Origin of the sequence: Terrabacter terrigena (assembly GCF_042676085.1) — a bacterium.
Taxonomy (GTDB): domain Bacteria; phylum Actinomycetota; class Actinomycetes; order Actinomycetales; family Dermatophilaceae; genus Terrabacter; species Terrabacter terrigena.
In genome coordinates this window covers 232,155-257,712 of the sequence record NZ_JBHTKH010000006.1, presented here as the reverse complement: position 1 = coordinate 257,712, position 25,558 = coordinate 232,155, and the positions used below count along the sequence as shown (strand labels likewise).

24 protein-coding genes and 1 tRNA gene are annotated in these 25,558 nt (G+C 71.4%); 10 read left to right on the top strand and 15 right to left on the bottom strand.

What is annotated here, in order from left to right:
* Positions 1 to 3 precede the first annotated feature (3 nt).
* A complete protein-coding gene (metH, locus tag ACFQ2V_RS11705; RefSeq protein ID WP_449343045.1) occupies positions 4 to 3,786 on the bottom strand; it encodes a methionine synthase in 3,783 nt (1,260 codons plus the stop codon).
* Between the two features lie 320 nt (positions 3,787 to 4,106).
* Between metH and ACFQ2V_RS11700 the strand changes: the two genes are divergently transcribed.
* A complete protein-coding gene (locus ACFQ2V_RS11700; protein ID WP_386052866.1) occupies positions 4,107 to 4,961 on the top strand; it encodes a PAC2 family protein in 855 nt (284 codons plus the stop codon).
* Between the two features lie 51 nt (positions 4,962 to 5,012).
* On the opposite strand, the gene mshC is transcribed toward ACFQ2V_RS11700, so the two are convergent.
* The 4 genes from mshC to ACFQ2V_RS11680 form a co-directional block, all read right to left on the bottom strand.
* On the bottom strand, positions 5,013 to 6,269 hold the full coding sequence (mshC, locus tag ACFQ2V_RS11695; RefSeq protein ID WP_386052865.1) for a cysteine--1-D-myo-inosityl 2-amino-2-deoxy-alpha-D-glucopyranoside ligase: 1,257 nt from the start codon (positions 6,267 to 6,269) through the stop codon (positions 5,013 to 5,015).
* Between the two features lie 86 nt (positions 6,270 to 6,355).
* The gene (locus ACFQ2V_RS11690; protein ID WP_386052864.1) at positions 6,356 to 7,165 is read right to left on the bottom strand and encodes an SCO1664 family protein; all 810 of its coding nucleotides are present in this window, start codon (positions 7,163 to 7,165) and stop codon (positions 6,356 to 6,358) included.
* A complete protein-coding gene (locus ACFQ2V_RS11685) occupies positions 7,149 to 7,697 on the bottom strand; it encodes a DUF3090 domain-containing protein (RefSeq protein WP_386052863.1) in 549 nt (182 codons plus the stop codon). The genes ACFQ2V_RS11690 and ACFQ2V_RS11685 overlap by 17 nt, the downstream gene beginning before the upstream one ends.
* 10 nt (positions 7,698 to 7,707) lie before the next feature.
* On the bottom strand, positions 7,708 to 8,439 hold the full coding sequence (locus ACFQ2V_RS11680) for an MSMEG_4193 family putative phosphomutase (protein WP_386052862.1): 732 nt from the start codon (positions 8,437 to 8,439) through the stop codon (positions 7,708 to 7,710).
* Positions 8,440 to 8,545: 106 nt separating this feature from the next.
* Here ACFQ2V_RS11680 and corA point away from each other — a divergent pair, with 106 nt between their 5' ends.
* Complete coding sequence (corA, locus tag ACFQ2V_RS11675; protein WP_386052890.1) at positions 8,546 to 9,547, top strand: magnesium/cobalt transporter CorA; 1,002 nt, start codon at positions 8,546 to 8,548, stop codon at positions 9,545 to 9,547.
* A 55-nt stretch (positions 9,548 to 9,602) separates the two neighbouring features.
* On the opposite strand, the gene ACFQ2V_RS11670 is transcribed toward corA, so the two are convergent.
* Positions 9,603 to 10,463 carry an undecaprenyl-diphosphate phosphatase gene (locus tag ACFQ2V_RS11670; protein WP_386052861.1) on the bottom strand — a complete coding sequence of 287 codons (861 nt, stop codon included), beginning with the start codon at positions 10,461 to 10,463 and terminating at the stop codon, positions 9,603 to 9,605.
* Between the two features lie 83 nt (positions 10,464 to 10,546).
* On the bottom strand, positions 10,547 to 11,620 hold the full coding sequence (locus ACFQ2V_RS11665) for an LLM class F420-dependent oxidoreductase (RefSeq protein WP_386052860.1): 1,074 nt from the start codon (positions 11,618 to 11,620) through the stop codon (positions 10,547 to 10,549).
* Positions 11,621 to 11,695: 75 nt separating this feature from the next.
* On the opposite strand from ACFQ2V_RS11665, the gene ACFQ2V_RS11660 reads away from it, so the two are divergent.
* Positions 11,696 to 12,631 (top strand): aldo/keto reductase, encoded by a 936-nt coding sequence (locus tag ACFQ2V_RS11660; RefSeq protein WP_386052859.1) that lies wholly within the window; start codon positions 11,696 to 11,698, stop codon positions 12,629 to 12,631.
* Positions 12,632 to 12,640: 9 nt separating this feature from the next.
* Here the strand turns inward: ACFQ2V_RS11660 and ACFQ2V_RS11655 are convergent, their stop codons facing one another.
* Positions 12,641 to 13,114, bottom strand: a complete 474-nt coding sequence (locus ACFQ2V_RS11655) for a hypothetical protein (RefSeq protein WP_386052858.1) — start codon at positions 13,112 to 13,114, stop codon at positions 12,641 to 12,643.
* A 161-nt stretch (positions 13,115 to 13,275) separates the two neighbouring features.
* Entirely contained in the window at positions 13,276 to 14,073 is a 798-nt protein-coding gene (locus tag ACFQ2V_RS11650; RefSeq protein ID WP_386052857.1) for an LppX_LprAFG lipoprotein, read from the bottom strand.
* A 178-nt stretch (positions 14,074 to 14,251) separates the two neighbouring features.
* Between ACFQ2V_RS11650 and ACFQ2V_RS11645 the strand changes: the two genes are divergently transcribed.
* Positions 14,252 to 14,437 (top strand): DUF5703 family protein, encoded by a 186-nt coding sequence (locus tag ACFQ2V_RS11645; protein WP_034770947.1) that lies wholly within the window; start codon positions 14,252 to 14,254, stop codon positions 14,435 to 14,437.
* A gap of 21 nt (positions 14,438 to 14,458) precedes the next feature.
* On the opposite strand, the gene ACFQ2V_RS11640 is transcribed toward ACFQ2V_RS11645, so the two are convergent.
* A complete protein-coding gene (locus ACFQ2V_RS11640) occupies positions 14,459 to 15,802 on the bottom strand; it encodes a M20/M25/M40 family metallo-hydrolase (RefSeq protein WP_386052856.1) in 1,344 nt (447 codons plus the stop codon).
* A gap of 152 nt (positions 15,803 to 15,954) precedes the next feature.
* On the opposite strand from ACFQ2V_RS11640, the gene ACFQ2V_RS11635 reads away from it, so the two are divergent.
* Positions 15,955 to 16,041 (top strand) — tRNA-Leu (locus ACFQ2V_RS11635).
* A 1,098-nt stretch (positions 16,042 to 17,139) separates the two neighbouring features.
* Here the strand turns inward: ACFQ2V_RS11635 and ACFQ2V_RS11630 are convergent.
* The gene (locus tag ACFQ2V_RS11630) at positions 17,140 to 17,646 is read right to left on the bottom strand and encodes a MarR family winged helix-turn-helix transcriptional regulator (protein WP_386052855.1); all 507 of its coding nucleotides are present in this window, start codon (positions 17,644 to 17,646) and stop codon (positions 17,140 to 17,142) included.
* 83 nt (positions 17,647 to 17,729) lie between these two features.
* Between ACFQ2V_RS11630 and ACFQ2V_RS11625 the strand changes: the two genes are divergently transcribed.
* From ACFQ2V_RS11625 to ACFQ2V_RS11605, 5 genes are all read left to right on the top strand, one after another.
* The gene (locus tag ACFQ2V_RS11625; protein ID WP_386052854.1) at positions 17,730 to 18,929 is read left to right on the top strand and encodes a luciferase domain-containing protein; all 1,200 of its coding nucleotides are present in this window, start codon (positions 17,730 to 17,732) and stop codon (positions 18,927 to 18,929) included.
* A gap of 9 nt (positions 18,930 to 18,938) precedes the next feature.
* Positions 18,939 to 19,469, top strand: coding sequence for a MarR family winged helix-turn-helix transcriptional regulator (locus ACFQ2V_RS11620; protein WP_386052853.1), 531 nt, complete (start codon positions 18,939 to 18,941; stop codon positions 19,467 to 19,469).
* A gap of 72 nt (positions 19,470 to 19,541) precedes the next feature.
* Positions 19,542 to 20,810 carry an MFS transporter gene (locus tag ACFQ2V_RS11615; protein WP_386052852.1) on the top strand — a complete coding sequence of 423 codons (1,269 nt, stop codon included), beginning with the start codon at positions 19,542 to 19,544 and terminating at the stop codon, positions 20,808 to 20,810.
* A 4-nt stretch (positions 20,811 to 20,814) separates the two neighbouring features.
* The gene (locus tag ACFQ2V_RS11610) at positions 20,815 to 21,585 is read left to right on the top strand and encodes a HipA family kinase (protein ID WP_386052851.1); all 771 of its coding nucleotides are present in this window, start codon (positions 20,815 to 20,817) and stop codon (positions 21,583 to 21,585) included.
* Entirely contained in the window at positions 21,582 to 21,959 is a 378-nt protein-coding gene (locus tag ACFQ2V_RS11605; RefSeq protein WP_386052850.1) for a DUF3037 domain-containing protein, read from the top strand. The genes ACFQ2V_RS11610 and ACFQ2V_RS11605 overlap by 4 nt, the downstream gene beginning before the upstream one ends.
* A 19-nt stretch (positions 21,960 to 21,978) precedes the next feature.
* On the opposite strand, the gene ACFQ2V_RS11600 is transcribed toward ACFQ2V_RS11605, so the two are convergent.
* The 4 genes from ACFQ2V_RS11600 to ACFQ2V_RS11585 all read right to left on the bottom strand — a co-directional run bounded on the left by ACFQ2V_RS11600 (position 21,979) and on the right by ACFQ2V_RS11585 (position 25,459).
* Entirely contained in the window at positions 21,979 to 22,788 is an 810-nt protein-coding gene (locus tag ACFQ2V_RS11600; protein ID WP_386052849.1) for a TrmH family RNA methyltransferase, read from the bottom strand.
* Between the two features lie 65 nt (positions 22,789 to 22,853).
* The gene (locus ACFQ2V_RS11595; protein WP_386052848.1) at positions 22,854 to 23,624 is read right to left on the bottom strand and encodes a sulfite exporter TauE/SafE family protein; all 771 of its coding nucleotides are present in this window, start codon (positions 23,622 to 23,624) and stop codon (positions 22,854 to 22,856) included.
* Between the two features lie 81 nt (positions 23,625 to 23,705).
* Positions 23,706 to 24,929: an SPFH domain-containing protein gene (locus tag ACFQ2V_RS11590; protein ID WP_386052847.1), complete on the bottom strand. Its 1,224-nt coding sequence runs from the start codon at positions 24,927 to 24,929 to the stop codon at positions 23,706 to 23,708.
* Between the two features lie 80 nt (positions 24,930 to 25,009).
* Positions 25,010 to 25,459 carry an NfeD family protein gene (locus tag ACFQ2V_RS11585; protein ID WP_386052846.1) on the bottom strand — a complete coding sequence of 150 codons (450 nt, stop codon included), beginning with the start codon at positions 25,457 to 25,459 and terminating at the stop codon, positions 25,010 to 25,012.
* Positions 25,460 to 25,558 lie beyond the last annotated feature (99 nt).

Here is a 25,558-nt window from a genome sequence, read left to right as displayed (position 1 = left end):
GGGTCAGTCCTCCGGGTCGTAGGCGAGGTTGGCGGAGAGCCAGCGCTCGGCCTGGGTCAGCGTCCAGCCCTTGCGGTCGGCGTAGTCCTGAACCTGGTCGCGGCCGAGCCTGCCGACGACGAAGTACTGGGACTGCGGGTGCGAGAAGTACCAGCCCGACACCGATGCGCCCGGCGACATGGCCATGCTCTCGGTGAGGACCATGCCCGTGTTGGCCTCGACGTCGAGCAGGCGCCAGAGGGTCTCCTTCTCGGTGTGCTCGGGGCAGGCCGGGTAGCCGGGAGCCGGCCGGATGCCGGCGTACTGCTCCTTGATGAGCGCGACGTTGTCGAGGTGCTCGTCGGGGGCGTAGCCCCAGAACTCTTTGCGCACCCGCTCGTGCATGCGCTCGGCGAAGGCCTCGGCGAGCCGGTCGGCGAGGGACTCGAGCAGGATCGCGTTGTAGTCGTCGAGGGCGGCCCTGAACTCGGCGACGCGCTCCTGGCTGCCCAGACCTGCTGTGACGGCGAAGCCGCCGATCCAGTCGCGCATGCCCTTGGGGGCCACGTAGTCGGCCAGTGACCGGTTGGGCACGCCGGCACGGTGGTCGCCCTGCTGGCGCAGGTGGTGCAGCACGGCCGCCGGCTCGGTGCGGTCGTCGTCGAGGTAGACCTCGACGTCGTCGCCGGTCGAGTTCGCGGGCCAGAACCCGATGACGCCGTTGGCGCGCAGCCAGCGTTCGTCGACGACGCGGTCGAGCATCGCCTGCGCGTCGTCGTAGAGCTTGCGCGCCGCCTGCCCGCTCGCCGGGTTGTTGAGGATGTCGGGGAAGCTGCCCTTGAGCTCCCAGGCGTTGAAGAACGGCTGCCAGTCGATGTAGCGACGCAGCTCTCCGAGCGGGTAGTCGTGGAACACCTTGACGTGCTGCGACGCCCGGTGCGAGCGGGTGACCGACGAGACGTCGTGGTCCTGCTGGAGCAGCAGGTGCGGGTGCGGCGGTCGGTAGCCGGACCAGTCGATCTCGCTGCGCCGCTCGCGAGCCTCCTCGAGCGTCACGAGCGGCCGGTCGTGCTTGGTCGCGTGCCGGGCCCGGAGGGCGTCGTAGTCGTCCTTGACCTTGGCCATGAGCTTCGGTCGCAGCTCGTCGCTGAGCAGCGCTGCCGCGGTCGGGACCGAGCGCGAGGCGTCCTTGACCCAGACGACGGGACCGTCGTAGCGCTGGTCGACCTTGACGGCCGTGTGCGCACGCGAGGTGGTCGCCCCACCGATGAGCAGCGGGATCGTGAGGCCCTGGCGCTGCATCTCGGCCGCGAAGGCGACCATCTCGTCGAGCGACGGAGTGATGAGACCCGACAGGCCGATGATGTCGGCGTCGTGCTCCCTGGCCGCGTCGAGGATCTTCTGCGCGGGCACCATGACGCCCAGGTCGATGACCTCGTAGTTGTTGCACTGCAGCACGACCCCGACGATGTTCTTGCCGATGTCGTGGACGTCGCCCTTGACCGTCGCCATGACGATCGTGCCGTTGGTGTCCTTCTGCTTCGCGAGCTCGGGGTCCTTGGCCTTCTCCTCCTCGATGAACGGGATGAGGTAGGCGACGGCCTTCTTCATGACGCGGGCGCTCTTGACCACCTGCGGGAGGAACATCTTGCCGGAGCCGAAGAGGTCGCCGACGACGTTCATGCCGTCCATGAGCGGGCCCTCGATGACCTCGATGGGGCGTCCGCCGCGCGCGGCGATCTCGGCGCGCAACAGCTCGGTGTCGGCCTCGATGTGCGCGTCGACGCCCTTCACGAGCGAGTGCGTGATGCGCTCGCCCAGCGGCAGGGCGCGCCACTCCTCCTCGCTCACCTCGGCCGCAACGCCCGCCTTGTTGTACTCCTCCGCGATCTCGAGAAGGCGCTCGGCGGCATCGGGCCGTCGGTTGAGCACGACGTCCTCGATGCGCTCGCGCAGCTCGGGATCGACCTCGTCGTAGACGGCGAGGGCGCCGGCGTTGACGATTCCCATGTCGAGGCCCGCGGCGATCGCGTGGTACAGGAAGACCGCGTGGATCGCCTCGCGCACCGGGTTGTTGCCGCGGAAGCTGAACGAGACGTTCGAGATGCCGCCCGACACCTTGGCGCCCGGGAGGTTCTGCTTGATCCACCGGGTGGCCTCGATGAAGTCGAGACCGTAGGAGGCGTGCTCCTCGATGCCCGTCGCGACGGCGAACACGTTCGGGTCGAAGATGATGTCCTCGGCCGGGAAGCCGACCTGCTCGGTCAGCAGCCGGTACGCACGGGAGCAGATCTGCTTGCGACGCTCGAGCGAGTCGGCCTGGCCGTCCTCGTCGAAGGCCATGACGACCGCGGCGGCGCCGTACTTGCGCACGAGGCGGGCGTGCTCGAGGAAGGCATCTTCACCCTCCTTGAGCGAGATCGAGTTGACGATCGCCTTGCCCTGCACGCACTTGAGCCCGGCCTCGATGACCTCCCACTTGGAGGAGTCGACCATGACCGGCACGCGGCTGATGTCGGGCTCGCTCGCGACGAGCTTGAGGAAGCGGTCCATGGCCGCGACCCCGTCGATCATGCCCTCGTCCATGTTGACGTCGATGACCTGGGCACCGCTCTCGACCTGCTGGGCCGCGACGGACAGCGCGGTGTCGTAGTCGCCGTCCTTGATGAGCGTGCGGAACCGTGCCGAGCCGGTGATGTTGGTGCGCTCGCCGACGTTGACGAAGAGGCTGGCCTCGGTGATGGTGAAGGGCTCGAGGCCCGAGAGCCGCAGCGCCGGCTCGATGGCGCCGAACTCGCGCGCCGCCTTGCCGTCGACGGCCTTGGCGATCGCTGCGATGTGCTCCGGCGTCGTGCCGCAGCAGCCGCCGACGAGGTTGACGAGCCCCGCCTCGGCGAACTCGCCGACGATCGCCGCCGTCTCCTCGGGCGCCTCGTCGTACTCGCCGAACGCGTTGGGCAGGCCGGCGTTGGGGTAGCAGGACACGAACGAGTCGGCGATGCGGGCCATCTCGGCGATGTAGGGCCGCATCTCCTTCGCGCCGAGGGCACAGTTGAGCCCGACCGCGAGCGGGGACACGTGCCGGATGGAGTCCCAGAACGCCTCGGTCACCTGCCCCGAGAGCGTGCGTCCGGAGGCGTCGGTGATGGTGCCGGAGACGACGACGGGCCAGCGCCGGCCCTGCTCCTCGAAGAGGGTCTCGACGGCGAAGATCGCCGCTTTGGCGTTGAGGGTGTCGAAGATCGTCTCGATGAAGATGAGGTCGCTGCCGCCGTCGACGAGACCACGGGCGGCCTCGAGGTACGCCGCGACGAGCTGGTCGTAGGAGACGTTGCGCGCGCCGGGGTCGTTGACGTCGGGCGAGATCGAGGCCGTACGCGTGGTGGGCCCGAGCGCACCCGCGACGAACCGCGGCTGGTCGGGGGTGCGCTCGGCCATGGCGTCGGCCTCGCGGCGGGCCAGCGCCGCCGCCTCGAAGTTGAGCTCGTAGGCGAGCTCCTCCATGCCGTAGTCGGACAGGGAGATGGCGTTGGCGTTGAACGTGTTGGTCTCGATGATGTCGGCGCCGGCTTCGAGGTACTCGCGGTGGATGCCGGCGATGATCTCGGGGGCCGTCAGCGTCAGGAGGTCGTTGTTGCCCTGCACGTCGCTCGGCCAGTCGGCGAAGCGCTCGCCGCGGTAGCCCGCCTCGTCGGGACGGTCGCGCTGGATGGCCGTCCCCATGGCACCGTCGAGGATCATGATGCGCTGCCCGAGGATCGCGGTCAGGGTCTCGGTGGCATCAGGCCGCTGCTGCGACGAGGACACGATGGCTCCTCTCTGCGGCGCGGGTGGGCGCCGTGGGACGGGACCGCCCTGATTCTACGGACCTCACGCGACGCATGCGCCACCGCCCGCACTGCGGGCAGCCGGTGCCGGCGGGCAGTGGCCGGACGCGAGCCTGTCCCCTACTGCGCGGCGCCCTCGAGTCGCTCTCGACGACCCTCTCGACGACGGCCTCGACGACGCCCTCGACGGCATGCTCGACGGCACCCTCCGCGGCACGCGCGGCGACTCCGGCCCCACGGCGGTGACAGGTCCTAGGCTGAAGGGGTGGACGTGACCGCGTCCTCGGTGAAGGAGATGACGTGCTGGAGTTCGAGGACGTGCCGGAGCTGACCAACCCGGTGCTCATCGCGGCCTTCGAGGGCTGGAACGACGCCGGCGAGGCCGCCACGAGCGCCGTCCGCCACCTCGCTGAGGTCTGGGATGCCGAGGTCGTGGCCGCCTTCGACCCCGAGGACTACTACGACTTCCAGGTCAACCGTCCCCGCGTCTCCATGGAGGACGGCCGGCGTCTACTGTCGTGGCCGACCACGCGCATCCTCGTCGCCACCGAGACGGGCCTCGACCGAGACGTCGTGCTCGTGCAGGGCATCGAGCCGTCGATGCGGTGGCGGGCGTTCTGCATCGAGCTGCTCGAGCTCGCCGAGCAGCTCGGCGTCACGACCATCGTCACCGTGGGAGCGCTCCTGGCCGACGTGCCGCACACGCGGCCCATCCCGGTGACGGCCACGGCCGAGGACGAGGCCGCCATCCACCGGTTCGACGTCGAGGCGTCCCGCTACGAGGGCCCGACCGGCATCGTCGGGGTGCTGAGCAACACCGCCAGCGACTCCGGCATCCCCACCGTGTCCGCCTGGGCGGCGGTGCCGCACTACGCCGGTGCGGCGCCCTCACCGAAGGCGACCCTGAGCCTGCTGCGCCGCATCGAGTCGCTCCTCGGCGTCACCGTGCCCCACGGCGACCTCGAGGAGAGCGCGCGCGCCTGGGAGCGCGGCGTCGACGAGCTGGCGCAGTCCGACGAGGAGGTGGCCGAGTACGTCCAGTCCCTCGAGGAGGCCCAGGACACCGCCGAGCTGCCGGAGGCGAGCGGTGACGCGATCGCCCGCGAGTTCGAGCGTTACCTCCGCGGCCGCGACGACGACCAGACCGGCCGCTGACCCGCCGGTCGAAGCAGCGCTCAGCTCACTGACTACGCGTTCTGTCGACTGTCAGAGGCGGACGCCGAGGAGGGCGTCGAGGGCGCGACCGAGCACCCCGGGAGCACCAGGGTCGTCGCCGCCGCGCGACAGGGCCTGGCTGGCCCAGCGGTCGACGGCGTCGAGCGCCCGGGGGCTGTCGAGGTCGTCGGCGAGGGCAGCGCGGATGTCGTCGACGGCCTGGTCGGCGACCGGACCCCCGTTGCCCGACAAGGCCTTTCGCCACGTGTCGAGCCGCTGCTGCGCCTCGACGAGCTGGTCGTCCTGCCAGATCCAGTCGTGCGAGTGGTGTCGGGCGAGCAGGGCGAGACGGATGGCCATCGGGTCGACGCCCTCGCGCCGCAGCTGTGACACGAGCACGAGGTTCCCCTTGCTCTTGCTCATCTTCTCGCCGTCGAGGCCGACCATCCCCTGGTGCACGAAGGCGCCGGCGAACGCGGCCGACCCGCTGAGCGCGCGGGCGTGGGCAGCGCTCATCTCGTGGTGCGGGAAGACGAGGTCGGTGCCACCGCCCTGCACGTCGACGGGGACGCCGAGGTGGTCCAGCGCGATGCAGGCACACTCGATGTGCCAGCCCGGGCGACCGGAGCCGAGCGAGCCCCCATCCCACTCGGGCTCGCCCTCACGGTGGGCGCGCCAGAGCAGCGCGTCGAGCCGGTTGCGCTTGCCGGCGCGGTCGGGGTCTCCCCCGCGCTCCTCGAACACCTCGAGCATGCCGTCCTCGTCGAGGTGGCTCACCGACCCGAACCGCGGGTCCTTGGCGACGTCGAAGTAGTAGTCCTGCGCGCCCTCGCGGGACGCGTCGGGCGCCGGGACGGCATACGCCCACCCGTCGGCGACGAGCTTCTCGATCGGCTGGACGAACGTCGGGATGCTCTCGACGGCGCCGAGGTACTCGTCGGGCGGGATCACGGCGAGGGCGGTCATGTCCTCGCGGAAGAGGGCGATCTCGCGGGTGGCGAGGTCGCGCCAGTCGACACCGTCGCGCTCGGCGCGCTCGAGGAGCGGGTCGTCGATGTCGGTGATGTTCTGGACGTAGCGCACGCTGTGGCCGCTGTCGCGCAGCACCCGGCCGAGCAGGTCGAACGTGACGTAGGTGGCGGCGTGGCCCAGGTGCGTCGCGTCGTAGGGCGTGATGCCGCAGACGTAGATCGTCACGGCGTCGCCGCCGGCGGCGGGCACGAGCTCGCCGGACGCCGTGTCGCGGACCCGCACCTCGGGTGCACTGCCGGGGACCTGCGGGATGAACGGCATCGGCCAGCTTCTCACCCCGAGACTGTATCCCGCGGCGCGAGGACGACCCCGTGCGGGTTCGTGGGTCGAACGGCCACCCCGTCGCTCCCCGGCAGGTCGGGTCAGAGCGGTGGCCAGGGCACCGACGGCCAGTCGGGGTCGGGGAACGGGTGCACGCCACGGGCGAGCAGCTCGCGTACGCGTCGGGCCAGCGCGTCGACGTCGTGCTCGGGAAGCAGGTCGTCGAGTCTCGCCCTCGACGCGTCGTCGTCGAGGGCGCGCTGCAGCTTCTGGAGCCGGCCGGTGTCGGCCCGGGTGAGCGGCTCGCCGGCCCAGCCCCACAGCACGGTGCGCAGCTTCGGTGTCGGCGAGAAGGTGACGCCGTGGTCGATGGCCCAGAGCCGGCCGTCGGAGTCGCGCAGGCAGTGCGAGCCCTTCCGGTCCGAGTTGTTGACAGCCGCGTCGAGCACTGCGAGCGAGCGCACGTCGTCGGCGCCGCTGTGCACCACCGTGACGGAGGCGCCGCCCGGCGTCTCGCCGTCGAACACGGCGCGCCAGCCGGCCGGGGTGCGCCCTTCGGGCACGACGTCGACGACCCGGTCGTCGGCGACCGGGTCGAACGGGTCGCCGATCCACAGCTGGACCGAGCCCGGTCCGAGCGGCCCGTCGCGCATCACCGTCGGCGGCACGACGTCCCAGCCACCGAGCTCCGACACGACGCAGGCCGCGACCTCGCGACCCGCGAGCGTGCCGTCGGGGAAGTCCCACAGCGGGCGCTCGCCGCGTACCGGCTTGTAGATGACGTGGCGCCCCGGCAGCGTCGAGACCGTGGCCAGCACGGCGAGGTTCGACGAGTCGGTGATGCGCCCCACGACGTCGATCTCGCCGGTCAGGTCGACCGGCGGCGGAGTCAGCTCAGCGCTTGTAGCCATTGGCCCGCGGGCAGACATGGCCCGTGGGGTCGAGCGGGTTGCCGCAGAACGGGCAGGGCGGTCGGCCGGCGGCCACGAGGGCGTTCGTGCGCCGCGCGAAGGCCCTGGCCTCGGCCGGCCCGAGGCTGATGCGGATCGAGTTGCGCGCGAGGGGTCCGACCTCGTCGTCCCCGGGCTCGTCGTCGACCTCGTCGGGATCGTGGTCATGGCACTCGATGACGACCTTCTGGCGGTCCTCGTCCCAGGCGAGCGAGAGGGTCTGCACGCGCCAGTCCTCGTCGAAGGGCGTCTGCAGCGGCTCGGTGTCCTCGGGGGCACCGCCCGGCTCACCGGGCTCGACAGCGGCCACGGGCGCGAGCTGGTCGAGGACGTCGTTGATGCGGTCGGCGAGAACCGACACCTGCTGCTTCTCGACCCCGACGGTCACGACGAGAGGACCGGAGCTCGCCTGGAGGTAGAAGGCCCTCTGGCCGGCCGGGCCGACCGTCCCGGCGACGAACCGGTCAGCGGGATCGAAGTCCTGGACCGTCATGGACCCGACCTTATCCGACGGCGTCGGGCGCACCCGCGCCCCCGCCCACGACCGCGTCGCCCTCCTCGGCCGCCGGCTTCTCGGGCGGCCGGAGCCCCGCGAGGTCTCCGCCGACGTCGTTGAGCCGCAGGACGAACGGCTTGCGGCTGGTGTAGCGCACGACGCTCACCGAGGCCGGGTCGACGTTGATCCGCTGGAAGTCGTCGAGGTGCGCGCCCGTGGCGTGCGACAGGATCGACTTGATGACGTCGCCGTGGGAGACGGCCACCCAGACGGCGTCCTTGCCGTGCGTCTCGAGGATGCGGGCGTCGGTCTCGCGGACCGCGCGCAGCGCCCGCTCCTGCATCTCGACCATCGACTCGGCCGGGTATGCCGCCGAGTCCGGGAAGCGCGCCTCGCTCGGCCGGTCCTGCACGACCTTCCAGAGCTCCTCGCGGGCCAGCTCGGAGATCGGACGCCCCGTCCAGGCCCCGTAGCGGCACTCGCCGAAGCCGTCGTGCACGCTGCGGGCGACGCGGGCCGGCAGGGCTGCGGCCAGCAGGTCGGCGGTCTGCACACACCGGTCGAGCGGCGAGCTGACCACCTCGGCGACGGGCAGCACGGCGGAGGCCAGCCGTTGGCCGAGCGCGGCCGCCTGCGCCTCACCGGTCTCGTCGAGGAAGACGCCGGGCATCCAGCCGGCGAGCACGCCGGAGGTGTTGGCGCTCGATCGCCCGTGGCGCACGAAGATGACGGTGGGCACGCCCGCCAGCCTAATCCGCGTCCGCACGCCGCCCGCCGACCCGGCATACGGCCGCGTCGTCGCCCACCTGACCGCCGCTTTCAGCGAGCCGTGGTCACATAGGGGAGTGATCGTGGACAAGGCCATCTACCGCAACGGCCGGCGGCAGGGCTGCGGCGACCTCAGCGACGAGCTCGACGTGCTGCGCCTGACCCAGGACGGCTTCCTCTGGATCGGTCTCAAGGACCCCACCGACGACGAGTTCGCCCTCGTCAACGAGGAGCTCCACCTGCACCCGCTCGCCGTCGAGGACGCCGTGAACGGACGCCAGCGGGCGAAGATCGAGAAGTACGAGTCGTCGGTCTTCGTCGTGCTGAAGACGCTGCGGTACATCGAGGCCACGAGCGACATCGAGACCGGCGAGGTCATGCTGTTCATCGGCGACCGGTTCGTCGTCACGGTGCGACACGGCGAGGGCAACCCGCTCGCGGGGGTGCGCCAGCGGCTCGAGACCGAGCCCGACCGGCTGGGCCACGGCTCGCTGACGGTGCTCCACGCGGTGATGGACTCCGTCGTCGACAACTACGTGGTCGTCGACCGCGAGGTGCGCAAGGACCTCGAAAGCATCGAGGAGCAGGTGTTCGCCTCCGACGAGGGCGGCGACGCGAACACGATCTACCGGCTCAAGCGTGAGGTGCTCGAGTTCCGCCGCGCCAGCCAGCCGCTCGCCGACACGCTCTCGCAGTTCATGGAACGCGGGCGGGGCGGCATGCTCCCGGCGGAGATGATGCCGTTCTTCCGCGACGTCGCCGACCACCTGAGACTCGTCAACGACCACGTCGAGTCCTACGACCGCCTGCTGACCGACGTGCTCTCGGCCCACCTGGCCAGTGTCTCGGTCAAGCAGAACGAGGACATGCGGCGCATCTCGGCCTGGGTCGCCATCGCCGCGGTGCCGACGATGATCGCCGGCATCTACGGCATGAACTTCGCGCACATGCCCGAGCTGACCGCGAGCATCCACGTCGGCAACGGCGAGTTCCAGTACGGCTACTTCCTCGTCCTGGCGGTCATGGCCGTGGCGTGCGTGGGCCTCTACCGCGCGTTCAAACGCTCGGGCTGGCTGTAGCACGACGCCGCCACCCAGAACTCGGGTGACGGCGTCGGCCGACGTGGTGAACGCGTCAGGTGGCGGCGATGACCGTCGTGGCGAGGGCCACGACGAGCAGCAGGCCGAGCGCGACGCGGTACCAGACGAACGGCAGCAGGCTGTTGTTCGCGACGAACTTGAGCAGCCAGGCGATGGAGGCGTACGCGACGATGAACGCAACCACGAGCCCGACGACCACGGGGCCGATGCCGAGGGCCGACAGGCCGTCCTTCTCCTCGACCGCCTGGAAGAGGCCTGCCGCGGTGAGCGCCGGGATCGCGAGGAAGAAGCTGAGCCGCGTCGCCGTGACCCGGTCGATGCCTCGGGCGAGACCGGCGGAGATCGTCGCACCGGACCGGGACACGCCGGGGATCAGCGAGAAGCACTGGACGAGGCCGATGACGAGGCCGTCCATCGGGCGCACCGAGTGCTCGCCACGCACCACTCCTCGCGACTCGTAGCGGGCGTGGATGCGCTCGGCGGCGACCATCACGACGCTCCACAGCACGAGGGCGCCTGCGACGACCCACAGGCTGCGCAGGGCGCCCGAGATGAGGTCGCGCGCGGCGAAGCCGACGATGCCGACGGGGATCGAGCCGATGACGACCGCCCACGCGAGGCCGTAGTCGGGGTGCTTGCGTGCCTCCGCGCTGCCGAGGCCGCGGAACCACGCCACCGCGAAGCGGACGATGTCCCTGAAGAAGTAGAGCAGCGTCGCCGCGATGGCGCCGAGCTGGATGACGGCGGTGTAAGCGGTCACGGCCAGGTCGTCGACCTTGAGCCCGAGCAGCTGCTCCGTGATCGTCAGGTGTCCGGTCGAGGACACGGGGAGGTACTCGGTCAGGCCTTCGACGACGCCGAGGATGACGGCGTCGAGGTAGCTGAGGTCAGCCATGGGTCAGGGAGAACCTTCTGCGAAGAGGGACAGGTCAGGCCGCCCCCTACGGGTCCGGCGGCCGCAGGGCACAATGTCGCAGCCTATCCAGAACGTCCGCTGGGAAGACCGGCGACCTCGGCGACGACGTTCAGCGTGGCGACCGCCTGCTCACGGCTCATCCCGCCGCCGACCGCGACGGCCAGCGTCGTGACGCCGGCCTCCTCGTACCGACCGATGCGCTTGGCGACTCGCGCCGGCGACCCGAGCAGGGCCGTCTCGTCGACGAACTCGAGCGGCACGGCGGCCGCGGCCTCGCGGTGCCGGCCCGCGAGGTAGAGGTCCTGGATGCGCGCCGCTGCGTCCTCGAAGCCCATCCGGCAGGCCAGCTGGTTGTAGAAGTTCTGATCGCGCGAGCCCATCCCGCCGATGTAGAGCGCGCAGTAGTCGCGCACGTGGTTGGCCGCCTCCTCGACGTCGTCGACGAGCACCACGGGGGTCGTCGCGACGACGTCGAAGCCGGACAGGGGGTCCTCGGCGGTCCCGTGGCCACCCGTACGCCGGCCCTTCGCGAGCGTGGCCAGCAGGTCCTGGGCGTGCTCGGGGCTGAAGAAGATCGCCAGCCAGCCGTCGGCGATCTCGCCGGTCAGCTCGAGGTTCTTCGGCCCCACAGCGGCGAGGTAGACGGGGACGTCGGGCCGCACCGGTCGCGCCGACAGCTTGAGGGCCTTGCCCGGCCCGTCCGGCAGCGGCAGCGGGTAGTGCGGTCCCTCGTGGGTGACGGTGTCACGGCGCAGGGCCGCCCGCACGATCTCGACGTAGTCACGCGTACGGCCCAGGGGGCTGCGGAACGGCACGCCGTGCCACCCCTCGCTCACCTGCGGTCCGGACACGCCGAGCCCTAGCCGGAAGCGGCCGCCCGACATCGTGTCGATGGTCGCCGCGGTCATCGCCGTCATGGCCGGCGTGCGTCCGGGGATCTGCATGACCGCCGAGCCGAGACCGACGTGGTCGGTGAGCGCGCCGATCCACGCCAGCATCGACGGGCTGTCCGAGCCGTACGCCTCCGCCACCCACACGCTGTCGTAGCCGAGCTGGTCAGCGGCCCGAGCGACGGCCACCTGGTCGGCGCCCGTCGTCCCGCGTCCCCAGTAGCCAAGGTTCACACCGATCCTCATGCTGCGCAGGCTATCCGGGCGGCGCGCGCCGTGGCGGCCACCGGGAGTGAGGCGTCGCCCACTACCGTTCGGGACATGCGCAGGCGTCTCGGCTCGTCCGGTCTCTCGGTCACCCCCCTCGCCCTGGGCACCATGCTCTGGGGCAACGCCGTCGACCGGCACGAGGCCGGCGACCACCTGCGGGCGTTCGTGGACGGCGGGGGCAACCTCGTCGACACGGCATACGGCTACGGGGGCGGCGACGCCGAGACCATCCTGGGTGCGCTGCTCGACGGCACGGTGCCACGCGACGACCTCGTCGTCTGCACGAAGGCCGGCATCTCCCGCGCCCGTGGCGAGCGACGGGTCGACGTGTCCAGGCGCGGGCTGATGGCCCAGCTCGAGACGTCCTTGCGACGGCTGGGCACCGACCACGTCGACCTCTGGCTCGTGCACACGTGGTCCGACGACGTGCCGCTGTCCGAGACGCTGTCCGCCCTCGAGTGGGCTGCGGCCTCGGGCCGGGCCCGCTACGTCGGCGTCTCCAACTACTCCGGCTGGCAGTCCGCGAGAGCCTTCAGCCTGCTCGAAGCGGCCCGAATCCCCTTGGTGGCCAACGAGATCGAGTACTCCCTCGTATGCCGCACGCCGGAGCACGAGGTCGCCCCCGCCGCGACGGGACTGGGGTTCGGACTGCTCCCCTGGTCACCGCTGGGCAGGGGCGTGCTCACGGGCAAGTACCGCAACGGCATCCCGTCGGGTTCTCGCGCAGCCTCCGACGACTTCCCGGGGTTCGCCTCGCGGTTCCTCGGCGAGCAGTCGGCCCGGGTCGCCGAGGCCGTGGCGATGGCTGCCCGTGGACTGGGGGTCAAACCGGGCGAGGTGGCGCTGGCGTGGGTGCGTGACCGACCCGGGGTGGCCGCGCCGATCGTCGGAGCGCGCACCCTCACTCAGCTGCGGTCGTCGCTGGCCAGCCTCGAGCTGGTGCTGCCGGAGGAGATCGTCGCGGCGCTCGACGACGTGTCGGCCTAGCGTCGGCGGTCAGGCGCGGGCACCCGCGCCGTTGCTCACCTCGAGGTCGTCGTCCTCGTCGTCGTCGTCCTCGTCGTCATCGTCCTCGTAGTCGTCATCGTCGTCGAGGTCGTCGTCCAGCTCGTCGTCGATGTCGTCGTCCTCGTCGTCGAGGTCGTCGTCGTCGTCCTCGTCGTCGTCGTCGTCCTCGTCTTCGTCGTCATCATCGTCGTAGTCGTCGGAGTCGAGCCCGGCGTAGACGCGTCCCTCGGTGCCGTCCTCGTCCTCGTGTCCGTCGAAGTCGTCGCCGTAGATGGCGAGCGGCGTTGCGACCTCGGTCGCCTCGTAGAGCGCCTCGTCGTAGTCGTCGAAGGCCTCGGCGAGGTCCTGGGCGGCCGCCATGACCATCGGGTGGTCGGGGTCCCGGCTCGCGTTGGCGGCCTCGAAGTGTCGTTCCAGCGCGGCGATCAGCTGCTCGAGGGCGGAGCGGGGATCCACAGTCATGCCTCGACGGTAGTCGACCGGGAGCACGGAGGGCAGTGAATCAGGGCGGCCAAACGGCTGCGCAGGCTGCCGCAGACGCAGCGGCCCCGCAGCGAGCCGTGCTCGCCGCGGGGCCGTCACGCGTTGCTGGCGGTGCGTTCACCCGCGCCGGGCGTCTCGAGTCAGAGCGGCGCCTTCACCGTGTCGGCGGCAGCCGGTGCCTTGATGTCGACGGGCTCGCCGTACTTGCCCATCGTCATGTTGGCCTTGACGCCCATCAGGTCGAAGGTGACCTTGCGCAGCTGGTCCTTCTCGTCGAGCCACGCGGTGTACTGGATGGTGTCGGGGAGCTTGGTCTTGTCGCCGGCCGGCATCTGGGCCTGCATGGCCTTGGTGTCGAGCGTCAGGTCGTACTTGAAGGCCTTGTCACCCTCGACGGTGTCCTCACCGACGTACTTCACGTCGGTGACCGCCGCGCCGAACTGGTCGTACATCTTCGTCGGGTCGGCCTGGTTGAGCGACTCGGCGAGCTGCTTGCCCATGGTCGAGCTGCTGTCGATGACGGCCCACTTGCCGGCTGCGAGGCCGGGCATGCCCTTCATGAAGATCTTCTTGTCGACGAGGATCATCTCGAGCTTGGTCGACGACCCCATGTCCATGGACATCTTCATCGCCGGGTCGGCCGCATCGAGCTTCGTGTCGCCCGAGATGGCGACCTTCTGCCCGGCCGCGTCCATGTCCATCGTGACGTGGGCGCTCGTGACGTTCTTGCCGGCGGCCTTCATCGCGGCGACGAACGAGGCCTTGTCCTTGTAGGGCTGACCGGAGGTCGAGGCGTCGCTGGTCGCGGCGCTGGACGACTGGGTGGCCGTCTGCCCGGTGGCCGGGGCCGGCGTGTCGGTCTTGCCGCAGGCGGCGGCACCGAGGACGACGGGAAGGACGATGACTGCTGCCGCCGTGCGGCGAATGTTCCACTTCATGCTGTTGACCTCCTGGGCCCTTGACGCCGGGCCCAGCCCGGCAGCTCCCCCGCGCCGTGACCGACGCCGAGGGACGTCGGCGACCTCGGATGACCCAGCGACCGTATCGCGGCAGGGTGACCGCGACACAACGGCATACGGTCTCGTTGGGATCACGGTTGGTGTCAGAATGGCGACGATGACGGAGTACGAGTACCGGGTCCTGACGTTCGACCGCCACACGTCCAAGGCCCAGGCACGGCAGGCGGTGCGCGAGCACGCCGAGTACGGCCGGTGGGAGCTGTCCCGCACCGTGATCTACGAGGGTGGAGTGCGCCGGATGTGGCTGCGCCGACGCATCATGCGGGTCGAGCGCACGGCCTGAGCCCTAGGCCCGGGCACCCCGTCAGCAGGTGCGGAGGAAGTCGCCGAGCACGCGCGCGCCGAAGCGCAGCGACTCCACGGGCACCCTCTCGTCGATGCCGTGGAACATCGGCGCGAAGTCGAGGTCGGCCGGCAGCCGCAGCGGCGCGAAGCCGTAGCCACTGATGCCGAGCCGGCCGAGCGCCTTGTTGTCGGTGCCGCCGGAGAGGCAGTAGGGCAGGATCGCGGCCTCGGGGTCCTCGCGCAGCAGCGACTGCTTCATCGACTCGACGAGGTCGCCCGAGAACGGAGCCTCCAGGGCGACGTCGCGGTGGACGACCTCGATCTCGACGTGCTCCCCCGCGAGCTCGCGGATCGTCGCCATGAGCGTCTCCTCGTGGCCCGGCAGGAAGCGGCAGTCGACGGCCGCCGACGCGGTCTGTGGGATGACGTTGTGCTTGTAGCCCGACTCGAGCATCGTCACGTTGGCGGTGTCGCGCAGGGTGCCGCGCACGAACCCCTGCGCCCCGCCGAGGGCGCCGAGCAGCGGCTCGAGGTCGTCGCCGGCCGGGATGCCGGTCATCGTGCCGAGCCCGTCGAGCAGCTCGCGCACGGAGGCGATGTACTCGCGCGGCCACTCGTGGGCGGCGATGCGGCCGATGGCCGCCGCGAGACGCACGATGGCGTTCTCGTCGTTGGGCACGGAGCCGTGTCCGGCCCGCCCGCGGGCGTGCAGCCGCAGCCAGGCGATGCCCTTCTCGGCTGTCTGCAGCAGGTACGCGCGCTGCTGGCCCTGCGGCGTCGGCACCGTGACGCTGTAGCCGCCCACCTCGCTGATGGCCTCGGTCACGCCCTCGAACCACTGCGGCTGGTGGTCGACGAGCCAGTGGCTGCCGAGCGTGCCGCCCGCCTCCTCGTCGGCGAAGAAGACGAAGGTCGTGTTGCGCGCCGGCCTGGTGCCGGTTCGGGCGAAGTGGCGGATGTTCGCGAGGATCATCGCGTCCATGTCCTTCATGTCGACGGCGCCGCGACCCCAGATGCAGCCGTCGCGCTCCTCGGCCGCGAACGGGTCGACCTGCCAGTCGGCGGCGTTGGCCGGCACGACGTCGAGGTGACCGTGCACGGCGAGCCCCGGCCTGGAGGCGTCCTCGCCCTCGAGCTGCACGACCACCGTGGCTCGGCCCGGCTCGCTCTCGAGCAGCGTTCCCTCGAGGCCGACCTCGGCCAGCTCGCCCATGACGTACTCGGCTGCTTTGCGCTCCCCCGGCCCCGAGCCGTCGCCGTAGTTGGACGAGTCGATGCGGATGAGCTCGGCACAGATCCGCGCGACCTCGTCCTCGGGCGCCAGGCTGGTCGGCGCGGTCCGGTCGGCGTCGTCGTGGCTCATGCGAGCCAGCGTATGCCGCCGCCTGCGCAGCCGCGGGTCGGGTCCGTTCCGAGGAGGCCGGCACCGACCGGGGCCGTTTGGTCTTTTCGGGTGGCCCCGTGCTAACGTTTCGCCTCGCCGCAAGGGAATCCCACGAGCCCCTTGCACACCTTGTCGGGGTGGCGGAATGGCAGACGCGCTAGCTTGAGGTGCTAGTGCCCTTAACGGGCGTGGGGGTTCAAGTCCCCCCCTCGACACCAGTTCGGTCCCGAGTCTCTGCACGTCAGGGACTCGGGGCCGTTCCCGTTTCGGGTGCAGAGCTGCCTCGGGAACACTCCCGTGGTATTTCGCGCTCGGATCGGCTCCCCGACGAGATCCCCCAGCGTCTGCCGCGCTTCCCAAGATCCTCTCGGCTCCGCGGAAGGCGTTTCGCACGCCGTCGACGTCCCGACCGCTGCAGAGGTCGCAGACGTCGTGAAGGACGTCTCCCTGGACGCTGCCGAGCAGATGGGCGGCGGCAGCGCCCATCTGCTCGGGTCGAGTTGTCGCGTTTGCCCGCGCAACGCGCTACAGGCTGCGAACATGCACGAGTGCCTACCGGACCTCCCATCCTGGTGGGCACTTACGCGCCCCGGCAGGGGGAATCTGCCGCGGCGCCGGGCACGGCCCGTCCTGACCCCCGACATGGACGGGCCGTGCCCCTCTCGCGGCGTTGGCTCAGCTGACCGCTCACGCCGGGGGACGCCCGGGTGTGGGCCGGGAGGTTCGGCCGGCGCCTTGCCGCTCCGCCAACGTGCGCGACCCGCCCGTGGGGGGAGTGGGCGGGTCGCTTGTGCACCGGCCGCAGTGGGCGGCTGCGGTGCTTGTCGAGCCCAGAAGTGTCGCGGGGACGACGGGCTCGTGGATCGATGGTCTCAGCCCTGGCGGGCGCTGCGGCGCACAAGTCGGTCCCCAATCTGAGGGGGTGAGGCTGGACAAAGGGTCTAGAACCCCTGGCTGCCAGGCCCCTGGCCTAGCGACTGGGTGTGAGTTTGGCCCGATCGCCACGCCGATGCAGTGGTCGTGCCAGGGGTCGCCACGCGCACCTGTGGCTCATATCGCCACTCGTGGACGCGGCCGGCCGAGATGGTGATCCCGCCAGGTGGCCCGCGCGGGTGAGCTTCCGGACGTGCTGCTCGTTGTGACGCTTCCCGCGCACGTCGATGGACTCATCGCGATGCGGCTCGAACGTCAGGCGGGCACTCTGTTCCGCTGTTCCTGAGCATCAAACGACGTCTGGTGTTCCTGGAGGCGTCTCGGTAACGAGAGCTCAAGTCACCCTCGACACCATGGGCCCCCGGGTTCCTGCGTGGCGTGGGTCAGGAGTGGACCTCTGCCGGGGCGCTCTCGTCGTAGAGGACCGCGAGCCGCCGGTCGGGGTCGAGCCTCGGCAGCACCGCGTCGGCGATGGCGCGCAGCTGGTCGACCTGCTCGGGGCTCAAGGCGTCGAGCACCGTCGCGCGCACCGTGCCCACGTGCCCGGGGGCCGCCTGCACGACGGTGTGCCAGCCCTTCTCGGTGAGCGTGGCGTTGGTCGCGCGCCCGTCCTCGGGGCACTGGAACCGCTCGATGAGCCCCCGCTCCTCGAGCCGGCGCGACACGTGTGACAGGCGCGTCAGCGTCGAGTTGGTCAGGCGCCCGAGCTGGGTCATGCGCAGCGTCCGGTGCGGGGCCTCGGACAGCATCGCGAGGACGAAGTACTCGAAGTGCGACAGGCTCGAGTCGCGTCGCAGCTGGGTGTCGAGCGCCCCGGGCAGCAGCTCCACCAGCGCCATCAGCCTGAGCCAGGCAGCACGCTCGTCGTCGTCGAGCCATCTCGTGTCCATGAGCCGATCATACGCTTTAGTTGACGCTACAACCAAACAAGTGCAATGGTGGTTGAACTCGCAACTAGCTCGGAGGATCTGTCATGAGCACGTCGTTCGCCCCACCCGCCGTCGCGTACGCCGGGAGCGACGACCCCGACGCACCCCTGGTGGTCCTGCTCCACGGCCGTGGGTCCCACGAGCGCGAGATCGTCTCGCTGGCCGCGCACCTCCCCCGCGGCGCGACCTACGCCGCCGTCCGTGCCCCGATCGCCGAGGGCGGCGGCTACGCGTGGTTCGCCAACCGGGGCATCGGACGACCGGTCGCCGAGTCCCTCGCCGACACGATGTCGTGGTTCCGCGCCTGGCTCGACGGCGTCGCACCCGCCGGGCGGCCCGTGCTCCTCGCCGGTTTCAGCGGCGGGGCAGCCTTCGCCGGCGGACTCGTGCTCGCCGACCCGGCGCGCTACGTCGGCGCCGCGATCCTCTACGGCACGCTGCCCTTCGACGCCGGCGTGCCGGTCACACGGTCGAGGCTGGCCAACCTGCCGATGTTCGTCGCCCAGGGCGACTCCGACCACGTGATCCCCCGCGAGCTGCTCGACCGCACGTGGTCGTACCTGCTCGACGAGTCGGGCGCACCGACGTGGGCGCACCGCGACCCCGGCGGCCACGGCATCACCCCGGCGTCCGTGCGACAGCTGGCCGAGTGGGCGCAGGGCCGCCTCTCGCAGGTCCTGCAGCGAGGCGCGGTCCCCGTGGGCGTCCCGGCGGACGTGGCCTGGCCCACCCTCGCGGGCGGTACGCTCCCCCACCGTCCCGGTGCGCGACCCGACGTCGCCTGGTCCATCCCGCAGCAGCAGCAGTCCGACAACGCGCCGACCCAGCTCCAGGAGCAGCTCTACGCCCGGATCAGCGCCCTCGCGGGCGTCTCCTCGGGTCCGTCCCGCATCTCCGTGCCCGGCGCCCGCGGGCTCCTGCTCGAGGACGGCGACGGACCCGACGAGGCATTCCTGGTTCCGCAGGCACGGGAGTTCGCCCACCTGCACCCGGCACACGACGGCTCCCTGCACCTCGCCCTCCCCGCTGCCCAGGCGGCCGACGTCGTCGCACGTGGCTGGGGCACTCCGCACCCGTGGGCGGGAGGCCGCCTCACGCCCGGCTTCGTCATGGTCTTCGGACCGCGCGACGAGGCCGAGCTCGAGGTCGTCGCCGGGATCGTGACCGCGAGCCACACGCACGCGTCGGGCGGCGGAGACGCCGAGTCATCGCCACCCGGTCGGCCCGCCACGTCGGCGAACTAGGCTGGCGGGGTGAGCCAGCCGCACCGTAGCGAGAGCCCGTCCAACCTGCTCGCGGACGACCTCTACGACGTCCTCGGCCTGGTGCGCCGCCGCTCCCGGCGGCTCGTCGGCGCGCCGCTGCCCGAGCTCGACCTCTCCGGTGCCCAGCTGGAGCTCGTCCGGGCGATCCGCCGCAACCCCGGCCTGGCCGTCGCAGATGCGGCCGCTGCCCTCGGCCTCGCCCCGAACACCATCTCCACGCTCGTGGGCCAGCTCGTCTCTCTCGACGTGGTGGTGCGGGAACGCGACCCGCATGACAGGCGGGTGGCCCGGCTGCACCTGACCGCGCACGCCCGGGCGGCTGTCGAGCAGTGGCGCGACCAGCGCGCCCAGGCCATGACCGCGGTGCTCGACTCCCTGGACGCCTCGACCCGCGCCCGCATCGCGCAGGCGATCCCGCTCATCGCGGAGGTGGCAGCCCGACTCCCCGACGCCCCCAAGGCGCCGGCTGCTCCCGACCTGCACACCACCGGCGGCGCAGCCGCCGGCACCAGCGCCTGACGCCGGACTGCGCGCCGCGCTGGCGCCCGACCCTCGGGGCACCCGAGGCCGGCGGGCCCTAGTCTGTGCCGCGTGACCTTCCTGCGCGCCCTGTGGACCCTCCTCGGGGGCCGCGGTTTCCGACGGCTGTTCGTCGCGCGCGTCACCTCCTCGTTCAGCGACGGCATCTTCCAGGTCGCGCTCGCGAGCCACGTCCTGTTCAACCCCGAGAAGGCTGCCGACGCCCAGGGCATCGCCGTCGCGTTCGCCCTGGTGCTCCTGCCCTACAGCGCGCTCGGGCCCTTCGTCGGCGTGCTGCTCGACCGCTGGCCGCGCCGCCGGGTCCTCGTCGTCAGCCAGGTGGTGCGCGCGGTCGCGATCCTCGGCGTCACCGGTCTCGTCACCGGGGCCGAGACCGGGGCGGCCTTCTTCGCGCTGGTCCTCGTCGTGTTCTCCGTCAACCGCTTCATCCTCGCCGGCCTCGGCTCGGCCATGCCGCACGTCGTGTCTCGCGCCTCCCTCGTGAGCGCGAACTCCGTTGCCCCGACGTGCGGTTCGCTCGCCTACCTCCTCGGCGGCGGCATCGGCACGGGGCTCCGGGCGGCCGGCGGCAGCGACGTCCTCGACGTGTTGCTCGCGGCCGTGGGCGTCCTGGTGGCTGCGTGGGCCGCAACGCGACTGCCCTTCATAGGCCCGGACGACACGAGCGAGTCCCCGACGATCGGACACATCACGCGTTCGGTCGTCAGCGGCCTCGTCGAGGCCGTGCGCACCCTGCCGCGCAAGGCGCGCCTACTCCTCGTCCTCGTCTTCCTGACGCGCCTGCCCTTCGGCTTCCTCCTGCTGCAGACCCTGCTGCTCTTCCGCGGCCCGTTCGAGCACGGCCGGGGCGCCCTCGGTTTCGGGATCGCGGCGGGGTCCTCGGCCCTCGGCTTCGCCTCGGCGGCGTTCGTGACACCGTGGCTGGCCCCCCGGCTCACCGCCGTTCCGTATGCCGCCCGCATGCTCGCGCTCGGCGCGCTGGTGTGCGCGGTGCTCGGCCCGTTCCTCAGCCCGTGGAGCATCGTCGTCGTTGCGTTCGTCGTCGCGTTCACGTCACAGTGCGTGAAGATCACCGTCGACTCGCTCATGCAGGCCCACGTCGACGACCACCTCCTGGGCCGCGCCTTCTCGGCCTACGACGTCGTCTACAACGCCGGCATGGTGGCGGCAGCCGCCCTCGGTGCGCTGGTGCTGCCGTCGTCCGGCCTGGCCTGGTGGCCCCTCATCGCCTTCGCCTGCCTCTACGGGGCCGCGGCCATGCTCCTGGCCCGGTTGTGGGCCAGGGCCACCGTGCTCGACCACGAGCGGCCACTAGGCTGACCGCGTGCTGCCCGAGCTGACCGCCACCCGCTACGTGACGCCGCTCAAGGAGGGCGGCTCGCTGCCCGGCATCGTCGAGGCCGATGACGACGGCACGTACGTCCTCAAGTTCCGGGGTGCCGGCCAGGGCCTCAAGGTGCTCGTGGCCGAAGTGCTCGTCGCCGGCATGGCCCGCCTGCTCGAGGTACCCGTGCCCGACCTCGCCGTGATCCGGCTCGACCCCAGGATCGCGAAGTACGAGGCCGACGAGGAGGTGCAGGATCTCCTCACGGCCTCCGTCGGCACGAACCTCGGCGTCGACTTCCTGCCGGGCTCGCTCGGCTACGACGGGTCGCGCCCACCGGGTGCCGACCTCGCCGAGCGCATCATCTGGCTCGACGCCCTCACGGCCAACGTCGACCGCACGTGGGCCAACCCGAACCTGCTCGTCTGGCACGGGCGCACGTGGGCCATCGACCACGGCGCCGCCCTCTACTTCCACCACTCCTGGCCCAGCCGCGAGCCTTCGCCCGAGCGGTTCGCCGCACAGCCGTTCGACGCGACCACGCACGTGCTGCGCGACGTCGCCGGTGACGTGGCGAGCCGGCACGACGAGCTCGCGGCGAGACTCGACCCCGCGTCCGTCGAGGCCCTCGTCGCCGAGGTGCCCGACGAGTGGCTCGAGCCGACCCCCTTCCTGGCGGACGCACCCGCGGTGCGGACGGCATACGCAGAGATGCTGCGCGCGAGACTCGACGGGCCCCTGTCGTGGGTGCCGTCGGGGGTGGCCGCGTGAACGCGTACCAGTACGTCCTGCTCCGCCTCGTGCCTCGCGTCGACCGCGAGGAGTTCATCAACGTCGGGGTCGTCCTCTACTCCCAGGACGCCGGGTTCCTCGACGCCGCGTGGGAGCTCGACGACGCCAGGGCTGCCGCCCTGTGCCCGACGTGCGATCTCGACGGCGTCCGCTCGATGCTCGACCGCGTGCGCGCCGTCTGCCGCGGCGAGACGGGCCGGGGCCTGCCGACCCTCGAGAAGCCAGGTCAGCGCTTCGGCTGGATCATCGCGCCACGGTCGACGGTGGTGCAGCCGGGGCCGGTCCACGGCGGGCTCTGCGACGACCCCGGTGTCGAGCTGCAGCGCCTCCTCGGGCGTCTCGTGCGCGCCTGAGCCGCACGGCGTTTCGCGATCAGCGACTGCGCAGGGCCCACATCGCGACGGCGCTGGCAGCTGCGACGTTCAGTGAGTCGACGCCGCCCGCCATCGGGATGCGCACCGTGACCTCCGCGCCCCCGACGGTGTGATGCGAGAGACCGTCACCCTCCGTGCCGAGCACCAGGGCGACGCGGTCGGGCGGGTCGGCCTCGAGCTGGTCGAGCGAGACGGAGTCGTCGGTCAGGGCCATGGCCACGATGGTGAGTCCGGCCGCGCGGAGCAGGTCGAGCCCGCCCGGCCACGGGTCGATGCGCGTCCACGGCACCTGGAAGACGGTGCCCATGGAGACCCGGATCGAGCGGCGGTAGAGCGGGTCGGCGCATCGCGGCGTGACGAGCACGGCGTCGACACCGAGGGCCGCCGCGCTGCGGAAGATCGCCCCGACGTTCGTGTGGTCGACGACGTCCTCGAGCACGACGACGCGGCGCGCCCCGGCCAGGAGCGACTCGACGTCGGGCAGCTGGGGTCGCTGCATGGCGGCCAGGGCACCGCGGTGCAGGTGGAAGCCGGTCAGCTGCTCGATGACGTCGTGCTCGCCGAAGTAGACGGGGATCCCCTCGGCCTCGGCATCGGCCACGAGGTCCGCCAGGTCGTCGAGCCAGCGCCGCGCCATGAGGTAGGACAGCGGCCGGTGGCCCGCACGGAGCGCCCGGCGGATCACCTTCTGGCTCTCGGCGATGTAGAGGCCGCGCTCGGGCTCGGCCCGCCGGCGCAGGACCACGTCGGTCAGGGCGACGTAGTCGGCCAGCCGAGGGTCGGCGGGGTCGGTGATCTCGATCGGCACGCCCGTCAGGGTAGTGCGGTCGGCCCCCGTCGCGCGCACTGGTCGGCCGCCGGCCCGACCCGTCGTCAGGGGAACCAGATGAGCTTGACCACGGCGACGAGGCCGATGGCGATGATGAGCGCCCTCAGCGCGTTGGGAGGGATGCGTCGCCCTACCCGGGCGCCGATGATGCCGCCGACGAAGGAGCCCACGGCGATGAGCAGGACGATGAGCCAGTCGATGCGCTCGCGGGCGAACAGGACGAACACGGTTGCGGCGACGAAGTTCACCACGAGCGACAGCACGTTCTTGTAACCGTTGAGCCGCTGCAACGGTTCGAGGCTCAGGGCGCTGAACAGACCCATGAGCAGCACGCCCTGCGCCGCGCCGAAGTAGCCGCCGTAGACGCCCGCGACGAAGACGCCGACAGCGATGGCCGGGACGTGCCAGGCGGGCGCCCGGCCGTCCACACCCTCGGGATGCGCCCTCGCCTGGATGCGTGGGCCGGCGAGCACGAGCACCATCGCGATGATGATGAGGACGGGCACGATCGCGCGGAACGCCGTCGCAGGCAGCACGAGCAGCAGGCCGGCCCCGACCACGGACCCCACGAACGACAGCGGCATGAGGCGGCGCAGCGTCGGGGCCTGACCGCCGAGCTCGTGCCGATAGCCCCAGGACCCCGTGACGCCGCCCGCGACGAGACCGATGTTGTTGGACACGTTGGCGACGAGCGGGTTGACCCCGAAGAACAGCAGGGTCGGGAAGGTGAGGAGGGTTCCCGAGCCGACGATCGTGTTGATCAGGCCCGCTCCGGTGCCGGCCAGTGCGACGGCGACGGCTGACCAGAACGACACCCGGCCACCCTACAGAGGGCGACCGGGTGTCGGCGTGGTGGTCCGTGGGTCAGCGCCGGGTCAGCGCCGGGCAGCACTGTGTCAGCGCGGCTCCGGCGGCTCGGGGCTGGATCCCGGCAGGTCTTCCGGGGCGGCGATGTCGGCCGGCGGGGCGGCCGGCGGGGCTGCCGGCGGGGCTGCCGGCGGCAGTCCTCCGGGCGCCGGGGGGGCCGCCACGGGCGGTGGGGGCAGGTCCGGGTCGGCAGGACGGACAGACGCCCGTTCGCGCCAGATGGGGGCGGTGTGCTCGGTGGACTCGGCGCTGGCGGCCGCCGCCTGACCGCGGGCCTCCGCGAGGGCCTTTGCGGAGTCCTCGAGGATCGTCTCCGCGAAGGCGTCCTCCTCGGCGTCGGTCGTCTGCACCCACGGCTCTTCCTCCTCGGCGCCCGGGCGCGGGTCGGTGCCGCCCAACGCGTTGCCGATGCCCTTGAGGGCGTCGGTCAGCTCCGAGGGGATGATCCACATCTTGTTGGAGTCGCCGCGGGCGAGCTGCGGGAGCACCTGGAGGTACTGGTAGGCGAGCAGCTTCTGGGTCGGCTTGCCGCGGTGGATCGCCGAGAAGACCTGCTGGATGGCACGGGCCTGGCCCTGGGCCTCGAGGATGCGGGCCTGGGCCGAACCCTCGGCGCGCAGGATCTGGCTCTGCTTCTCACCTTCGGCGGTGAGGATCGCCGACTGCTTGACGCCCTCGGCGGTGAGGATCGCGGCGCGGCGGTCACGCTCGGCGCGCATCTGCTTCTCCATCGAGTCCTGCACCGAGTGCGGCGGGTCGATGGCCTTGAGCTCGACACGGTTGACACGGATGCCCCACTTGCCTGTGGCCTCGTCGAGCACGCCACGCAGCTGGCCGTTGATCTGGTCGCGGCTCGTCAGCGTCTGCTCGAGGTCGAGCGAGCCGATGACGTTGCGGAGCGTGGTGACCGTCAGCTGCTCGATGCCCTGGATGAAGTTGGCGATCTCGTAGACGGCCGCCTTGGCGTCGATGACGGAGTAGTAGATGACGGTGTCGATGCTCACGACGAGGTTGTCGGAGGTGATGACGGGCTGGGGCGGGAACGAGACGACCTGCTCTCGGAGGTCGATGTTGGCCCTGACCTTGTCGACGAACGGCACCAGGAAGTGGATGCCGGCCGTGAGGGTCTTGTTGTAGCTGCCGAGCCGCTCGACGATCTGCGCCGTCTGCTGCGGCACGATGCGCACCGTGCGCAACACCACGACGATGGCGACGATCACGATGAGGATCGGGATGATGAGTACCGGGTCCACGGACTACTCCCTGCTCTGTGCGCCCCCGAGGACGCGTGGTCTGAGCGTCCGGACCGGGCGGCCCGGACGGTTCGTCGGTATCACTCGCCGACGAGGCGAGCGCGGCTGACGACGGCGGTGGCGCCGTCGATGGAGTCGACGACCACCTCTTCACCCGGCTCGATGCTGTCGCCGAGGGTGCGTGCCGACCAGGTCTCGCCGGCGAGCTTGACCGTGCCGCCCGCGGGGCTGACGCGGTCGAGGGCGACGGCCGATCGGCCGATGTTGGCGGCCGCACCCATGAGCTGTTGCGGGGTGTTGGCCTGGAAGCGTTTCATCAACCAGGGACGCACGATGGCGAGCAGGGCCACGGCGACGAGGGCCGCGACCACAGCCTGGACGACCGGCGGGGCGCCGAACGCCGCGGCGACGGAGCCTCCCACGGCACCGCCCGCGAGCATGAGGAAGGTGAAGTCGACCGTCGCGGCCTCGATGGCGACGAGGACGAGCGCCACCCCCAACCAGACCAGCCACGCATAGCCCTCGAACACCGTCCACCCCGTCTCGTCGAGCCGGCACCGTCAAGACACCGACGTCTCGCGCGTCACACCTGTGACGTCTTCGATTCTGCCCCAGTTCCCCTTGCGGGC

What these genes read in the sequence shown, in the direction of transcription:
- ACFQ2V_RS11630 (WP_386052855.1), bottom strand. Translation starts at nt 17,646, where the DNA reads ATGGACACGAGATGGCTCGACGACGACGAGCGTGCTGCCTGGCTCAGG.
- ACFQ2V_RS11690 (WP_386052864.1), bottom strand. Translation starts at nt 7,165, where the DNA reads ATGGCTACAAGCGCTGAGCTGACTCCGCCGCCGGTCGACCTGACCGGC.
- ACFQ2V_RS11640 (WP_386052856.1), bottom strand. Translation starts at nt 15,802, where the DNA reads ATGAGCCACGACGACGCCGACCGGACCGCGCCGACCAGCCTGGCGCCC.
- ACFQ2V_RS11665 (WP_386052860.1), bottom strand. Translation starts at nt 11,620, where the DNA reads ATGAGGATCGGTGTGAACCTTGGCTACTGGGGACGCGGGACGACGGGC.
- ACFQ2V_RS11650 (WP_386052857.1), bottom strand. Translation starts at nt 14,073, where the DNA reads ATGAAGTGGAACATTCGCCGCACGGCGGCAGCAGTCATCGTCCTTCCC.
- ACFQ2V_RS11645 (WP_034770947.1), top strand. Translation starts at nt 14,252, where the DNA reads ATGACGGAGTACGAGTACCGGGTCCTGACGTTCGACCGCCACACGTCC.
- ACFQ2V_RS11670 (WP_386052861.1), bottom strand. Translation starts at nt 10,463, where the DNA reads ATGGCTGACCTCAGCTACCTCGACGCCGTCATCCTCGGCGTCGTCGAA.
- ACFQ2V_RS11655 (WP_386052858.1), bottom strand. Translation starts at nt 13,114, where the DNA reads ATGACTGTGGATCCCCGCTCCGCCCTCGAGCAGCTGATCGCCGCGCTG.
- ACFQ2V_RS11625 (WP_386052854.1), top strand. Translation starts at nt 17,730, where the DNA reads ATGAGCACGTCGTTCGCCCCACCCGCCGTCGCGTACGCCGGGAGCGAC.
- ACFQ2V_RS11660 (WP_386052859.1), top strand. Translation starts at nt 11,696, where the DNA reads ATGCGCAGGCGTCTCGGCTCGTCCGGTCTCTCGGTCACCCCCCTCGCC.
- ACFQ2V_RS11685 (WP_386052863.1), bottom strand. Translation starts at nt 7,697, where the DNA reads ATGACGGTCCAGGACTTCGATCCCGCTGACCGGTTCGTCGCCGGGACG.